General features: G+C 37.3%; 15 protein-coding genes and 3 pseudogenes. 8 read left to right on the plus strand and 10 right to left on the minus strand.

Going from position 1 to position 14,639, the window contains the following annotated elements:
• Positions 1-191: 191 nt before the first annotated feature.
• Complete coding sequence (locus tag AB4323_RS13835) at positions 192-2,072, minus strand: methyl-accepting chemotaxis protein (RefSeq protein WP_372152728.1); 1,881 nt, start codon at positions 2,070-2,072, stop codon at positions 192-194.
• A gap of 255 nt (positions 2,073-2,327) precedes the next feature.
• A complete protein-coding gene (locus tag AB4323_RS13840; protein WP_048660432.1) occupies positions 2,328-3,833 on the minus strand; it encodes an aldehyde dehydrogenase family protein in 1,506 nt (501 codons plus the stop codon).
• 380 nt (positions 3,834-4,213) lie between these two features.
• Between AB4323_RS13840 and AB4323_RS13845 the strand changes: the two genes are divergently transcribed.
• Positions 4,214-4,609, plus strand: a complete 396-nt coding sequence (locus tag AB4323_RS13845; RefSeq protein WP_017082559.1) for a hypothetical protein — start codon at positions 4,214-4,216, stop codon at positions 4,607-4,609.
• Positions 4,599-4,856 (plus strand): hypothetical protein, encoded by a 258-nt coding sequence (locus tag AB4323_RS13850; protein ID WP_017082558.1) that lies wholly within the window; start codon positions 4,599-4,601, stop codon positions 4,854-4,856. The genes AB4323_RS13845 and AB4323_RS13850 overlap by 11 nt, the downstream gene beginning before the upstream one ends.
• Before the next feature lie 786 nt (positions 4,857-5,642).
• Here AB4323_RS13850 and AB4323_RS13855 read toward each other — a convergent pair.
• From AB4323_RS13855 to tpx, 7 genes are all read right to left on the minus strand, one after another.
• On the minus strand, positions 5,643-6,623 hold the full coding sequence (locus AB4323_RS13855; protein ID WP_372152730.1) for a GlxA family transcriptional regulator: 981 nt from the start codon (positions 6,621-6,623) through the stop codon (positions 5,643-5,645).
• A gap of 206 nt (positions 6,624-6,829) precedes the next feature.
• The gene (locus AB4323_RS13860) at positions 6,830-7,309 is read right to left on the minus strand and encodes a hypothetical protein (RefSeq protein WP_017082556.1); all 480 of its coding nucleotides are present in this window, start codon (positions 7,307-7,309) and stop codon (positions 6,830-6,832) included.
• Positions 7,293-8,069, minus strand: a complete 777-nt coding sequence (locus AB4323_RS13865; protein ID WP_231903591.1) for a winged helix-turn-helix domain-containing protein — start codon at positions 8,067-8,069, stop codon at positions 7,293-7,295. Before AB4323_RS13865 ends, AB4323_RS13860 begins: the two co-directional genes overlap by 17 nt.
• A gap of 17 nt (positions 8,070-8,086) precedes the next feature.
• Positions 8,087-8,602 (minus strand): hypothetical protein, encoded by a 516-nt coding sequence (locus AB4323_RS13870; RefSeq protein WP_017082554.1) that lies wholly within the window; start codon positions 8,600-8,602, stop codon positions 8,087-8,089.
• Positions 8,577-9,302 (minus strand): winged helix-turn-helix domain-containing protein, encoded by a 726-nt coding sequence (locus AB4323_RS13875; protein ID WP_017082553.1) that lies wholly within the window; start codon positions 9,300-9,302, stop codon positions 8,577-8,579. Before AB4323_RS13875 ends, AB4323_RS13870 begins: the two co-directional genes overlap by 26 nt.
• A gap of 598 nt (positions 9,303-9,900) precedes the next feature.
• A complete protein-coding gene (locus tag AB4323_RS13880; RefSeq protein ID WP_017082552.1) occupies positions 9,901-10,509 on the minus strand; it encodes a redoxin family protein in 609 nt (202 codons plus the stop codon).
• A 2-nt stretch (positions 10,510-10,511) separates the two neighbouring features.
• Complete coding sequence (tpx, locus tag AB4323_RS13885) at positions 10,512-11,009, minus strand: thiol peroxidase (RefSeq protein ID WP_017082551.1); 498 nt, start codon at positions 11,007-11,009, stop codon at positions 10,512-10,514.
• Between the two features lie 563 nt (positions 11,010-11,572).
• Here tpx and AB4323_RS13890 point away from each other — a divergent pair.
• Positions 11,573-11,818: a hypothetical protein gene (locus tag AB4323_RS13890; protein WP_372152731.1), complete on the plus strand. Its 246-nt coding sequence runs from the start codon at positions 11,573-11,575 to the stop codon at positions 11,816-11,818.
• A 274-nt stretch (positions 11,819-12,092) separates the two neighbouring features.
• Positions 12,093-12,584, plus strand: coding sequence for a hypothetical protein (locus AB4323_RS13895; RefSeq protein WP_017082548.1), 492 nt, complete (start codon positions 12,093-12,095; stop codon positions 12,582-12,584).
• A 25-nt stretch (positions 12,585-12,609) separates the two neighbouring features.
• Here the strand turns inward: AB4323_RS13895 and AB4323_RS13900 are convergent.
• Positions 12,610-12,794 (minus strand): annotated as a pseudogene (locus tag AB4323_RS13900) (IS110 family transposase); the annotation flags it as partial.
• Positions 12,795-12,886: 92 nt separating this feature from the next.
• On the opposite strand from AB4323_RS13900, the gene AB4323_RS13905 reads away from it, so the two are divergent.
• From AB4323_RS13905 to tdh, 4 genes and pseudogenes are all read left to right on the plus strand, one after another.
• Entirely contained in the window at positions 12,887-13,291 is a 405-nt protein-coding gene (locus tag AB4323_RS13905) for a hypothetical protein (protein ID WP_102257267.1), read from the plus strand.
• Positions 13,292-13,576: 285 nt separating this feature from the next.
• Complete coding sequence (locus tag AB4323_RS13910; protein ID WP_157936388.1) at positions 13,577-13,717, plus strand: hypothetical protein; 141 nt, start codon at positions 13,577-13,579, stop codon at positions 13,715-13,717.
• A gap of 64 nt (positions 13,718-13,781) precedes the next feature.
• A pseudogene (locus AB4323_RS13915) lies at positions 13,782-14,217 on the plus strand (transposase); the annotation flags it as partial.
• Between the two features lie 176 nt (positions 14,218-14,393).
• Positions 14,394-14,537: pseudogene (gene tdh / locus AB4323_RS13920) on the plus strand (L-threonine 3-dehydrogenase); the annotation flags it as partial.
• Positions 14,538-14,639: the final 102 nt, after the last annotated feature.

Here is a 14,639-nt window from a genome sequence, read left to right on the forward strand (position 1 = left end):
TTTAATTGGCTAAGTAAGATGGCTAAAAATTGGCGATGTTTAAATATTACTTATGAAGAGGGAAGAGAGGGAGCTGGCGATCTTATCCATATCAATGGAAAACATGAATATCAAAGAATAATATTGTCTTGGATTGATTTAGTTATGGGCAGGCTAACTAGTGTTTGACTTCGTTAGACCTGCCTAGATATTTATACTTTAAAAATGGTTAGTTCGTTTTTTTGAGATTCTGCTAAGAGCGCTAGCTCATTTGATGCCTGTAGTGTTTGATTAACTGATGAAACGTTCTGCTGTACCAAATCGAAAGCTCGTACTGCGTTTTTTGAAATTTCTTCAGTGACGTTGTATTGCTGTTGGGATGCATTGGCTACGAGTGTATTTATATTAGAGATTGACTCGATTGTTGTAGATATCTCTTCAAATGAAGACTTTATCTGATCAGCTAGAAATACGGATTTCTTGATTAATAACACGTTCTCTCCCATATTCCGGTTCGCTTTTTCAGATTGAATTTGCAATTTTTCGATGATACCTTTAATGCTGATGGTGGAGGTTTGCGTCTTTGAGGCTAAGTTCCTTACCTCATCAGCGACTACAGCAAACCCTCGTCCAGCTTCACCGGCTCGGGCTGCTTCTATTGCAGCATTGAGTGCTAGTAAATTTGTTTGTTCTGAGATGGCGTTTATAACCTCTATAACAGTTCCGATCTCCTCCGCAAATTCACTCAACTCTTCAATAATTCGAGCTGTACTACTAACTGAGTTATTAATTTCATTGGTAAAGTTTAGGTTTTCATTCAATATTTTGATACCATGTTCAACATTATTTTGGCTTGCTCGTGTTTCTTCTTCGGCCATTGTTGCTTTATCACTTACTTCTAGTGAGGATGTCGAAAGCTCGTTAATAGCAGTAGATATCTGTTCAACTTGAGATAGTTCATATTGAACGTTTTGTATTGTATCTGACATAACTACAGTGAGTTGTTGTGAGGCAGATGAGACATTCTCTGCAATTCCATGTGAATTTTTAATCAAATTAGATAGTTGTTCAGAAAAATTAATGAGTGAACGATATATCCCTGTTTCATTCCCTGTTTTTTTTATATTTTGACGAAGATTTCCTTTAGCCATGGATTCCATCAACAAAGCAATATCTTTAGGAGAACCGCCAACAGGTTTTAAGACCAATATGTGTATAATAAAAAATAAGATACCAATAGAAGAAATTATACACAGTAATCCGGTGAGTATAGAGATGAAAACTTGGTCATTAACTCCTTTGTTTATAATATTATCTTTGGTAAAAATTACATACTCCCACCCGTTGATATCTAGTTTGCTCCAAAAAGCAGTATAATCTACATCTTTTCGTCCGATTCGATTTGTATATGATAATTCTGGGTGGTTATTATCAAATTTTTTAAATGTAGGGTTTTCTAAGAATATATTACTTCCTACTTGTTCTTTATTAGGTGAGGTTATTATTGTCCCTTCTTCCGTATATAGGAAAACATCGTCTCTACCTATAATATCTTTTAGTATTGATCCTTTTTTTATGCTACTAATTATCGCGATATCTTCATTTATCTTATACACTATACCGAATACGACCTCTCCCGAAGTTGATGAAGTATAAGGCTTTGAAACATAGAACTCTTTACCTTTCTCGAATGTTTCGATAAAATAATCACGTTGAATTTTATTAACATTAACTTCTGTAATTTTTCCAGACATATCGTAAAGCGAACCTTCACGGTCAAAAAGGAAGACACCGATACTAATATTACCAAAAATATTATGAATTGATTGCAGTTGGTTAGTAAGGTTAGAGGATAAACTACCATTTTTATAACTATCATCATCTATTTTTATTGAAGACAAAATGTGTTTGTAAATTTCTAGTTTTTCTGTCATCTTTCCGTTAATTGTTGAGTTTTTCTCATGAAGTATCTCCTTGTTTAATCGAATACTTTCATTGTGGAAAGACCAAAAATTCAAAGATGCGATGATTAAAATAATCATTGTGATGATTAGAACCATTGAACCTATGACTTGTAATTTAAATTTATTCACATTGTTTTTCCATTATTTTCTGCTAGATTTATTTTTAATAATAATTATTTCTTCTAAGGTGAGGTATCCTTTGAAGATCAACCAAATAAAAATATTGAACGGGTTTTCATTCTCTATAATTCGTTTCTAAGTTAGGTTATTGTCAATTTAGAGCTACTTTTATTAACCATTTTGTTATGATACCAAGCCATTGAAAATTATTATTCTGATAAAAATATGCCCGATAAACCATCGGGCAGAGGAGCAGTTGAATAATTAGAAGAAGCCTAAGGGATCAATGCTATGGCTTACGATGATATTTTTGGTATTTTGGTAATGATCGAGCATCATTTTGTGTGTTTCTCGACCAATGCCGGATTTTTTGTAACCACCAAATGCAGCGTGAGCTGGATACGCGTGGTAGCAGTTGACCCAAATTCGTCCAGCTTGGATATTTTTCGTCATATGTGAAATCAGATTGTTATCACGTGTCCATACCCCTGCACCTAATCCATACTCAGTACCGTTAGCGATAGCCAGTGCTTCTTCAGAGTCTTTAAATGTTGTAACAGCAACGACTGGACCAAAGATCTCTTCTTGGAAAATACGCATCTCGTTAGTTCCTTTGAAGAGAGTTGGCTCGACAAAGTAGCCATTGTCTTCATAACTCTTACCGCCAATAAGTAATTCAGCGCCTTCTTCATGACCAAGTGCGATATATTGACGGATTTTGTCAAACTGCTCTCTTGAAACCTGTGATCCGACTTGTGTATCGGTATCGAGCGGGTTTCCTTGTTTGATCGTTTTCATGCGAGTCTGTAAACGCGAAATGAAGCGATCGTAAATAGATTCTTGAATCAGAACTCGCGAAGGGCACGTACAAACTTCACCTTGATTGAAGAAAGCCAGTAGTACGCCTTCGATACACTTATCTAGATAGCTGTCTTCGTGATCAAATATATCAGCCATAAAGATGTTTGGAGACTTACCACCTAGCTCGACTGTTGATGGGATCAGGTTATCAGCGGCGCACTTAAGGATATGTTGTCCAACTTCAGTCGAACCAGTAAAGGCGATTTTTGCAATTTTTTTGTGTGTTGCAAGCGCTTGACCCGCTTCTGAACCATAGCCATTAACGATATTTATTACACCAGCAGGTACGAGATCTTCGATGAGTTCCATTAAGAACAATATCGATGCAGGAGTTTGCTCTGCTGGCTTCAAGACAACGCAACAACCTGCAGCCAGAGCTGGTGCTAGTTTCCAAGCCGCCATCAAGAGTGGAAAGTTCCATGGAATAATTTGTCCGACAACCCCAACAGGTTCAGGAAAGTGGTAGGTCATGGTTTGCGAATCCAGCTCTGAAGCAGAGCCTTCTTGGGCTCTAATGCATCCAGCAAAATAACGGAAATGGTCGACTACCAGAGGAATATCAGCGGCGAGCGTCTCGCGGACAGGTTTCCCGTTATCCCAGGTTTCAGCAATAGCAAGCATCTCAAGATTCTGTTCAATACGATCTGCGATCTTTAGTAGTATGTTCGAACGCTCAGTAACTGATGTTGAAGCCCAATCGCTTTTTGCACCATGTGCAAAATTAACTGCTAAATCGATATCTTCTTGAGTCGAAGCCGGAATTTCGCAAATTACTGAGTGGTTGATTGGAGAGGTGTTCGTAAAATACTTTCCATGTTTCGGTGCGATCCATGCTCCTCCAATGAAATTTTGATATTGTGGTTTGAAATCAACAATTGAGTTCTCAGTTCCAGGTTGTGCGTATAACATTGTCAGTTCCTTTTTTAAGATTCTGTGCATTATTATCTACTTGCCCAGAAAAAATAAAATAAGAAACCTCGTCCATAGATTTAGTTATTTTTAAATTTAACCACATAAACTCAATGGTTTATGTGTAAATGGTCGCAGTTAAAGTCCTAAATGTAAGGGGTATGTGTCGTTTTTCTAATGGTATTGAAGCTATGTAGACCAACTCAGTTAATATGGATAAAAAGCATTACCTCCATTGCATGGTAAGCAAATAGGACATATATATCCTATTTTCTGGACGTAATAGTGAGGTCTTTTTTATAATCCCATGATATTTATCGTATTTTTTTTATTGGTGCAATTGGTTTCATTATTTTATTTTAAACATATAACGTTAACATATGAGGGACGAGAACAATGAACTAGAGGAATACAAAGTGTATCAAGAACTGAGCCAACTACTAGATGATATTGGGTATGCATTTGATAAGCATGAACTGAAAATATGTACTATCAGAGCTCAAAAAAACAAAGTAATAAAAGCGATGCTTGTAACGGCAAAAGAACTGAATTTTGACATCTCGTCAAACCTGTCGAAAAGCGTATTGTCGGCAATAGTTAGTCAAGACGAAGTTAGCGAGCAACAAGCTATTAGCGTTTTGACGAAATATGTACTTGGCGATAATACGGTCCGAAAAGAAATGAGAGAGAGCCTTTTCCTTGCTATGGTGAGGGAAAGCGAAGAGTTTCACATTGTTATGCTACTGAATGGAGAAGGGGTTAATCGTGTTATCTGAAGAAATGCTCCATGAAAGAACTAAAGAAGCACTGCGATGTGCGCGTTTGCTTGAACTTGATACTTCAAAGCAATTTATTAAAATATGCATGAGCGCTTGTGTGGCAGATACTCGTATTCATATTAATAATATTGGTGAAGTTCTCAGTAATTCAATTGCTTACCCAAGTAGACTCTTATCTGGTGCATATGAAACCAGTGAACTTCATCAGTCGATAACCCCTGTCCTAGATAAACTTTCTCAATAGTATTTTATCGGTGGTAAAGATGGTTATCCTGAGGTCAATCAAGAGTCGTCGTTTGGTCCTGATCTGACAGTTTTTTTTTTTTAATCGGCGCTTGTCAGATTGAACCTAAGGAAGATTATTTTCACTCAGTTCCATTTACTAGCTAACAATGTATCAACTGAATGTTGGTGGCAACTTATTTCCCTTTGATGAGTAACCATGTTCATTCGTCTTGAGTTTTTGTCGTTATTACCTGTTTTTACTTGTCCATGTTGTCAGGGCTTTTAGCGTCTTGTAAACAAATCAGTCGACTTTGTTTCTCTTTTCCTTCTTGTATCTAGTTGCACATTCTCGTGTCACTAGGTCTATCACTTTATACTTCATTGACTTTTTCGAAGTGGGTTAAGTAATGTTGTTAGCGCCTTATTATCATCGTCACTGACATTAACGAGGTTTAACTTAGCGCTAAGGACCTCCTATCGATCCACATTGATAACGAGATTTGGCTTTCGCCAAGTCATCCGTGTTTCTTGGCTTTCTAGGCGCCCCAATCAAAGACTTTAATGTCTTCAGATTCGATGGTGTATGACGAATATTAAAACGAGATGAAGTGTGGTGTGGCGTCGTTGAACGCTTGCAGATACAAGCGTGGGCGGGGATAGATAAACTTTTTAAATGTTGAATTGATGAGGGCTCTAGAGCGAGAGTTACCTATTTTGTCTTGGATTGTGGATTAAGAATCTCAATTAATTCGGGTAACTCCCTTCTTTTAAACTAAGAAGTTAGGTTCAACGAAAATTTAAATGATTAAGCCCCACCAGTCTGTGTCGTTTTGCGATATTCTGTGGGTGTCATGTCGTAAAACTTTTTAAACAGCGATCGAAAATGGTTTGTGTCACTGTAACCGACCTGCTGGGATATTTGTTCTATATTTAGGCGCGTAGTGTCCAATTTTTCTCTAGCGAATGCTACTCGAATACGTTGTATGTAACTCATTGGAGATTCGCCAGTTGCTGCTTTAAAGCGACGTTTCATTTGTCTTTCACTCAAAAAGATTTTTTCTGCACACATAGCGACAGAGAGCCTGCTAGGGTCTTCATTATGCATCCATTCTTGTAATCGATTAATCAAACCGTCACTGTGCTGTTGGTATTGAACAAAACTTGTTAAAAAAATTCGCTTTATTTTCGAAATATCGCCTCCCAAATATTGTTCACATTTTATTCTTTGGGCGGTGCCCAACAGAGCGTCAATTAACAAGATTGTTGCGGCGAAGTATTCTTTAATACCAGAGGTGCATATATATCTGCCTTCATGAGTAATTTTTAAGTGTGGTTTGAATTTTACTTGGGGGAATTGCTTGCGAAAATCTTCAGCATATACCCAATGTGTAGTAGCGCTTCGTTTGTTTAAAACCCCAAGCTCCGCCAGAAGAAAAGCCCCTGTACATAAAGAGAGAACAAACTCAGACTGCGCGATTTGTTTTTGTAGCCAAGACTTAACCTCTTCGGATAAGACATAAGACCCTTTACTTATATCACCACATGCGCCTATTAGCAAAATATCTGTCTGTTCGACGGATGCCCAATGTGTATTACAGTTAATTATGAGTCCTCCAAGAAATTGAGTGGGCTCACCTGTAACGGATACATAACTAACCTTTGGGGTAGGTAATCCTGCTTGTATTGAAGCGATGGTCAGCATTTCGATTGGTCCCGAAATCGCTGTGATTGGGCTTCCTTCCAACAAGAGTGCAGTGATCTTTAAAGGTTCTCTTTTGTTGCTCATGAGTATTGTATTTCTCGGACATGTCTTATTTGCTAGTACTATGTCCAAAAAACCTTAAAAACACTAATGAACAAATCCAAATTTTACAACACTTACCGTTGACCGTAATTTTACAAAATTAAATTAACTCATTGGTATTAAAGGGTTTATTTTAAACACATTTGGTTATAACTAAATGTGTTGGTTGATTAGGTTAATTACTCTAATTAATCTGCAGTGATACACTGGACACTGCTGGTTAATAAACTGGAATAACAAAATATATATTTGTCTTGATACAAGGTCTGGAAAAATTGTTCCGAGGAATCGTTAATCAAGTGGGCTTCAGCGAAGTCGAGTTCGGTGGAGGGAATGTAGTTTGAGCTACGTAGTACGTTGGTCGTCGAAAAAAGGTTTATGCCCCAAAAATAAACTGAGTAATAAACGTTGAGAGCCTTGTTTTCTCCTTCGGATAGTGTGCTCGAATGGATATCGTGGACTCCTCCCCACCGATGATCAACGGTAATAACTTCTTTGAAGGTATCGACTTCAAATTTTGTATATGTACGACCGCGAGAAAACAACATGGTGTTGTTTCGACCATCGAGGAATGGAGGATGGTTAAGGTTATTCATCCACGAGAGCAGCGCAATGATGAGTGTATTTGCCAACACCAGCCAAACGATGGCTTTACTGACATTGTTCATTAATGGCCTCTTTTACTTGCTCGATTGAATAATCTCGGGAAAAACTAAAATTCATTGTGTGACGTTCATGCAAATTGTTAGGTTGGTAAACACACGATATATACAATTGCTCGGGGTTTTCAGAAATATATAGCATACGCAAATCACTTGAGTATCTCCGTTTGAGATCCTTGAAACGTTGACTTCCATTTTTAGTATTCGTAAAGTAATACGTTACCCCCAAATACTCACGCTGATTCCATTGGAGACGATCTGTGGTGCTATTGTAATATATGATCCGTGCTAACCAAGTAATGCTAAGTAGCAACAAGAGTGAGAGAATCAATAAAATAAATTTTTGAAGGTATTGTAGATGAGCTGATAGACCAATCTTTTCTTGATGCTCTAGTTGGGGAGTGTCTTGGGGTATTTCTGAGCAAGAGGTTGATAAGTTGTCTTGTTCAAGAGCTACAGGCATCTCAAGACTTATGAGGTCGCTAACCACCGAATAACCATGTCTAGGTACAGTTTTTATAATATTTTGTTGGCGGCCATTATCTCCTAAAGCTATGCGTAGGTGAGCTATGGATTGCGTTAAACTCGCTTGAGAGACGACACGCCCCGGCCAAGCCGCGTTTATTAAGGCGTTTTTTGAAACAGTTTTTCCTTGATATTGACATAAAAGCTCTAAAATTTTGCAATCTGTAGAGTGCAATTTTTTGCTCTTCCCATTACTTTGGTTAGTTAGTTGATGCCGAAGTGTTGGATTAAATGTCCACATGCTATGCTGTTTTCTTCTCATTGAAGGCGATTTTTTTCTTTATCTTTAGATATATTGACACATTGAACTGAGCTGTTCGACAGTTGGATGTAGCAATATTGGTATGGGGTTTCTCGCAAAGTTTGAAAAATTTCTTCGCCCCCGTCAAAAAGGACATGTTGCTCCGGCAAATCGAAATATTCTGACTCTGGAGCGTCAACCAGCTTATTGATGTATTTTATTGAATAAATAGATTTTGGCCAAAAGGTAATAAGGAATTGTGTATCAACCTTTTTCCCATTGCCGAAATGGATAGAAGTAAGTAAGAGAAATCGGTTCCATAGATAAGGTTTTAAGTGGTAGTCGATTTTTCTGTATTTATTGTCTCCCATTGTCTCACCGTAAGTCAGAATCGTTTTACTTATTTGGGTAGTAGCGTTTTTAGCAAAACTAGGAATAAACGATGCGTTCAGAAAGATTTGAATAGGAAACAAGGCAAGTAAAAAGACAACGCCAAGTCTGTAGCGCTTATTGGCATTTTTGTACAATATCATTACTAGTTCTCTCTATAGCGCGCTTAATATCAATGGAGAAGTTGATGCTTTGGCCGTAAGGTGATGAGGAATTCTGGTGAATGCAACTTACATAAATCCTAGTTTTATTTGAAGTGATATAAAAATTCACATTGTTCAAATCAGGGTGTCTAATCAGTTGTTCTAGGAGCTGTTGACTATGGAAATCGTTGTTCTTGATCGTAAAAGTGTTGGTTTGAGAGTTCAACCTTGACATGTTCAGTTTAGGTTCGCTTTGTGAAGGGATGAACAAAAACCAAAACAGTAACAAGTTCATACTGACTAATAAAAGTATTACTCCAACTTGCCAAGAACACCTAAGTTTAAGAGCTCGTATCTTATCAGGGCGCCCAGTATAGGATTGGTCTTGGTTGGTTAAAGCTAGAGCTATTTTATTCTCAGCGACAAAGTAGCCGGCTTTAGGTACGGTTCGAATGATACATTGCGCTTCCGCTGTATCATTTAAAGCTAGACGTAATGAAGCAATACTGTGTGTGATACTGGCATCTGAAACACATTTTCCTAGCCAAATTTTTTTGTGAATTTCTGACTTAGTTACGACTCGATGTTTATTCGAAAGTAAGAGCAATAACAACTGGCTTTCTGTATGGGTTAGTCTCTTTTCTTCGCCTGATATTTTATTTCGAAGTTGAAAGCACTCCTGAGGTCTAAAGTCCCACATAGATATCTGTTTTACCTATACTTGCTATTGTCTTGAAATGAAATGATACAAATTTACCAAATTATTCAATAGACAACAACTAAGAAAACAATATAACCCTGGTTTCATAATTAAAATTGTTTATAAAAGTTAGGGTAATTTTGGTTTGTTCTTTTATCGAGAACCTGAAAGGTATGCCTAAAATAAGTAGAGTTACTTTCATTTATGTGTGTTGTTTCATTGAGGTGCTTTAGTGCCTCATCCAGTGAGGTCGTATGCATGACACCAAAAGCTTAAATATTTGGTTCAATATGCTTTTTAATCTATGGGGTTGTATCGATGCGGTCATGGATAGAGGTCGTGAAATTAGGGTAGATATTATTTAATGAAATGATGAAGTGCCATATCGTATTTTGATTTTATAATTCTAAATCGAAATTTCTCCTATTATTAGTTCTAGTATTGACACTTCTTTTGGTTTGATAGTTATTAATGAGATGAAAATTAACAATCCTACATAAACGTTTGCTTTTTAATAATTTTAATCATTGATTTTTAATTGTTAGAATGGGGGTTTTATTGATATAAGAGGCTGATGCCTCTTATATCTTATTGGTATCTAGCGGTTTTTTAACGCTATTTTTACGGCTCGCTCTAAACTAGGGATAGTTGTAAGTTCAGGTACTCTTTGGGTATAAATAATTTGGTTATTTATACCCACTACAATGATACTTCGACTAAGCAAACCTAACTGCTTAATTTGAGTCCCTGTATTTAGGCCAAACTTATGTTCTGAAGAGTCAGAAAGATATGTCGCCCCGTCAAGAGAGTACTCTTTAATGAACCGTTGTTGAGCGAAAGGAGTATCGGCACTCACTGCATAAAATTCAATACCTTGAAGTTTGTGACTGTTGTTTTCTATGTATTGAGAAAGTTCTATAGCTTGTTGAACACAAACCGGCGTGTCAACAGATGTTAATATGCTATAGACTTTGATCGATTTACTTTTCGCACTGGTATCATAGCTTCCTAAATCTGAAGTCAGCATCTTAGCCGAAGGCATTAAATCACCTACTTCTAATGGTGTACCAATCAGGTCAAACTTTGTTGTTTTATCAAGTGTGACGACTTGAGCCGCTCCAAACTCAGCATCGTCTTCAGTAGTTTCAAACTTTGCGAAGGCGTTTATTGAATATAGGGTAGCAGCAACAATAAGTAGTTTACGCATGATTATGATAAAGCCGCTAGTGCTGATTCATAGTTTGGTTCAGTAGTAATTTCAGAAACCAATTCACTATGTGTGACCATACCATCCTGACCAATAACGATAATAGCTCTAGCAGCTAACCCTTCAAGCGCACCTTCATTTAAGTTTACACCGTAGTTTTCAGTGAATGATGACTCTCTGAAGAAAGAAGCGGTTGTTACATTATCAATGCCTTCAGCACCGCAAAAACGGTTCATAGCAAATGGTAAGTCGGCAGAAACACATAATACGATTGTATTGTTTAAATTAGCGGCTTTCTCGTTAAATGTACGAACGCTTGCAGCACAAACTGGGGTGTCAATGCTAGGGAAAATATTTAATAAGACATTTTTCCCTTTTAGGCTTTCTAAGGTTAGGCTATTTAATTCTTTGTCGCAGAGAGTAAAACTTGGTGCTACTTGATTAGGTTTAGGAAATAGACCTGAGATTGAAACGGGGTTACCTTGAAAAGTTATAGACATGTTAATACCTTTTTATTGTTTATTTTTTGGTTAGAAATTATTGAGCGGCGAGATAGTAATTTGATATTTATAAATAACAAATCCGATGTGTTGTATTATATTTGTTATTATTTAAGATTCTAATAAATAAGATGTTAAGTCCTAAATGCCCATTGTTTTAGTCCGATTTGAATGGCTTGGTTGGTGTATGATTTAATTTTTTCTGTGGAGTTTCTGAAGAGTGTTCGTATTTAGGTGTGTTTTCGAAAATTAAATATTATTCATAGGGAAAGAACGTGATTTTTTACGTTGTTTTTTGATTCTTTAACGATGAGCGAGCTGTATTCAGGAATTAGTATTCATTCCTAAACAAAGAACCCCCAGTCATGCTGTTTTAGTTGGTCAACTTTCAAAGACAGCGTGACTTCTTACATTTACAATGAAATTAGGCCATAGATTAAATTCATTGTTATATTTTGATAGTTTCTAACTATCCTATACCACGATTTTGCAGTCACGCTCGCTAGTCCTGTTGTATATAATCTTGAAAATAAAGACAAAACTGACAATCGAAACACAGGGAAATGAAAAAAACATTTGTACTTGCACTCGTTATTTCGACTCAGATCTTAGCGAATGGCTTTCCAGCCAATGATTATGAATGGAAGTTAAATGTTACTGAAGACTGGGCATACATTAAAGCAGACAATGGCTTAACTATGGTTGAAGATTTTGAACAAAAAGCCAACGCTGAATTAGATGAATTAGATGAATTAGATGAATTAGATTATTCATTCATGTTAGTTACCCATATAGAAGAAAATGGATAAATTCATATTGCGCAACTATTAACACCAGCAGTTGACTGTCGAGACAAAGCGGGTAAGAAGGAAAATATGAAACCATTTGATATAAATGGAAAGGTAGTGAAAATGGAAAGTTTTTGTGCGAATGAATATACGTCATTGACATATCCATTAACAAATGTAGGAAGAAAATATCTAATAAATGAATTGAAGAGAAAGAATTTTATCACCTTCAACTCATGGAAATATTCAGCGAGAGGGTTCACAAAAATTTTCAACACTATGAAAAAAAACAACAATGCCATTTGAAAACAAATATGCTTACTTCTTATATACTCCTTTGCTGTTCTGGAGTATAAATGCGTTTTCCGTTCAACTTACATATGCAGACGAAGTTTCTGCGTTTAAAGCCGCAGGCTATAGCTTCGATGGCAAATCTTGGCGTAGTAATTGTCAGGAATTTCGCTTCACCTCATTGGGTGAAATAACTGTTGTACGAGATTTGAATGGTGATGATCAGCCTGAGGTGATTATCACAGAAAGTAATACATATTGTTATGGAAATACTGGCTATCACTATACTCTCGTCAGTAAATGGAACAATAGTAGTTGGAAGCTAATCACCAGTGGAGTTGGAATACCGAATTTTATAATTACTCAGGAACCTCACGGTTGGCCGGATATTGAGATAGGCGGCCCGGGTTTTTGTTTTCCTGTCATGCGTTGGAATGGCCGTAATTATGTATTTAGTCGGTATCAATATAACGAGGCTCCTTGTTCTCTACAATAATTCACGATGCTACATTAACAAAGCCCCAATAATGTGCACCGCAACACGCTTCACCGCCTGTACGCATGAGTGGCATATTTGTTATTGTAGTCAGTAGTTTAGAGCGGGTTACTACTTATGAAGTATGACCTTACCATTTTTGTCTACGGCATGGTGGCTAAAGTGGTTTTTGGCTATGTCGATATCGCAGAAATAAGAATAATCAGACATGGTGCCTCGATGCAATTAGTTACCACATAATTATGGCAGAGCCTCGGAAGTGGGAAGCCATGTCATTCTTTATAAGTATTAAGGGTAAATAAGTGAAAAAAGTTCTATTTCTTTTGCCATTGGCATTTAGTTTAAATGCAGCGGATAGCGCGAATTACGATGAGAAACGACGCTTGTTCTGCGAGTTGACGTCAATTAACCCATTGCTAAGTGATTTGGGAAAAGGGGATGTGAGAGATGGTTGGCTTCGAATCCAAGATGATATGTATTATTCCATAGAAATTGGTGGCTGGGTTATGTTGCGTTATGGTTCAAATGACGGCGTAAATATATCAAATACAAAAAATAGTCTTTATATTAAGGATTATGTCGGACTGACGAAATTTGATAAAAAGACAGGCAAGGTGACAATGAATTATTCTACAAAAGATATGTCACAAAAATTAGTGTGGTCATGTGATGTGGGCTTGAATCAGCCAAATAATAGCGAAATGTAATACTGATAACAAACGTATTAGGCGCTGCCGGATCCCCTAATAACTTCCCCAATCCTGCGTTTGCAATATAAAGCTACTGGTGAGGTGTCTACCTATCTTGGTGATTCTGAAGTTGTAGTGTCAGCGGGTTTGAAGGAAGAACCTATCAATTTAGCTAAAAAGGAAGATTAAAAAGCAATTGAGGATCGTGAATAAGAACAATCAGATGTGGACTCTGACGATGAGTCAAACAATGCTGAGATCCAGCGCTCGGTGTTGACGAAGCAACTGAGATGGTAGCCGAGAATGAAAAGGAAAAAGGAGGATGTGGATAATCCATATATGGACTCTTATCCACATCCTCCAGACATTCCACAAGAAGTTACACCGCTGGGTGTTGTGGAGGGTATGTATAACTTTGATGATGCAAGCGGCTTTGTTGCGTAATTCGAGGGAACTAAATCTACAACCTACACTCTGTTCAGCAACACTCACTTTTCCTCGTAGCCTCATATCTAAGCCTCGTTACAAAACAACCAAATGGAAGCAATACAACCCGAGCACTCATTAAACGTGGTTCTCTGACTCTTTGGATTGATGAGGAATCCATAAGCGGGTGGTCCAAAGCATGCAAAACCGGCGTGGTAGACCACGTCGGTTTAGTTATTTAGCGTTTAACACTGCCGCTCATGGTGAAGCGAGTCTTCTCTATGCCACTGGGGGCTTTACAATGATTTATCTATTCAATATTTAGGCTAGCCAATTTTCCGTTAAGTTGTCCGCATTAGACCTGCCTCAGTCGTGGAGCAAAGTAAGTTGAGGTCTCATTTAGTACTAAAACGAGAGGAGCAAGTCAGGACCAAGCCATTGATGCTACTGGCCTTAAGGTTTACTACGAAGGTGAGTGGAAAGTCAAAAAAGCACGGGACGGAGGGCAGCGTAAAGTTATTTTAATTATATATTTCTTTTGCTTGGTCAAAGAAGCTGGATTGGAAGTAAGACGAGAAATAGGCTTATTGTTGACCTTATTTTTATCTTGGAGAGAAAAATTTGTCGCCAGTTTGTCGCCATTAGTAATTTTATTTTGTGGTAAGTGTCTGTTTTAAATTAACTTTTCTTATCGTTGTATACAATGGCTTCACTAATCCAATCAGGCCTAGATCTAACACCAATCATTACTCACCACTACAAAGTGGACGACTTCCAGAAAGGCTTCGACATGATGCGCTCTGGTATGTCAGGTAAAGTAATTCTTGATTGGGAATAAGCTTTAGCTGAGTAACAAGATATTAGAAAGGCGACAGTTTTTACTGTCGCCTTTTTTACATCTCGGAACTCAAGAAAATGGGCGATATGATCAAGGTTCAGT

The sequence above is a fragment of the Vibrio sp. 10N.261.52.C11 genome (genome assembly GCF_041471405.1).
In the GTDB taxonomy this organism is placed as follows: Bacteria; Pseudomonadota; Gammaproteobacteria; order Enterobacterales; family Vibrionaceae; genus Vibrio; species Vibrio crassostreae_C.

What these genes read in the sequence shown, in the direction of transcription:
- AB4323_RS13840 (WP_048660432.1), bottom strand. Translation starts at nt 3,833, where the DNA reads ATGTTATACGCACAACCTGGAACTGAGAACTCAATTGTTGATTTCAAA.
- AB4323_RS13845 (WP_017082559.1), top strand. Translation starts at nt 4,214, where the DNA reads ATGAGGGACGAGAACAATGAACTAGAGGAATACAAAGTGTATCAAGAA.
- AB4323_RS13855 (WP_372152730.1), bottom strand. Translation starts at nt 6,623, where the DNA reads ATGAGCAACAAAAGAGAACCTTTAAAGATCACTGCACTCTTGTTGGAA.
- AB4323_RS13860 (WP_017082556.1), bottom strand. Translation starts at nt 7,309, where the DNA reads ATGAACAATGTCAGTAAAGCCATCGTTTGGCTGGTGTTGGCAAATACA.
- AB4323_RS13865 (WP_231903591.1), bottom strand. Translation starts at nt 8,069, where the DNA reads ATGTGGACATTTAATCCAACACTTCGGCATCAACTAACTAACCAAAGT.
- AB4323_RS13870 (WP_017082554.1), bottom strand. Translation starts at nt 8,602, where the DNA reads ATGATATTGTACAAAAATGCCAATAAGCGCTACAGACTTGGCGTTGTC.
- AB4323_RS13875 (WP_017082553.1), bottom strand. Translation starts at nt 9,302, where the DNA reads ATGTGGGACTTTAGACCTCAGGAGTGCTTTCAACTTCGAAATAAAATA.
- AB4323_RS13880 (WP_017082552.1), bottom strand. Translation starts at nt 10,509, where the DNA reads ATGCGTAAACTACTTATTGTTGCTGCTACCCTATATTCAATAAACGCC.
- tpx (WP_017082551.1), bottom strand. Translation starts at nt 11,009, where the DNA reads ATGTCTATAACTTTTCAAGGTAACCCCGTTTCAATCTCAGGTCTATTT.
- AB4323_RS13890 (WP_372152731.1), top strand. Translation starts at nt 11,573, where the DNA reads ATGAAAAAAACATTTGTACTTGCACTCGTTATTTCGACTCAGATCTTA.
- AB4323_RS13895 (WP_017082548.1), top strand. Translation starts at nt 12,093, where the DNA reads ATGCCATTTGAAAACAAATATGCTTACTTCTTATATACTCCTTTGCTG.
- AB4323_RS13910 (WP_157936388.1), top strand. Translation starts at nt 13,577, where the DNA reads ATGAAAAGGAAAAAGGAGGATGTGGATAATCCATATATGGACTCTTAT.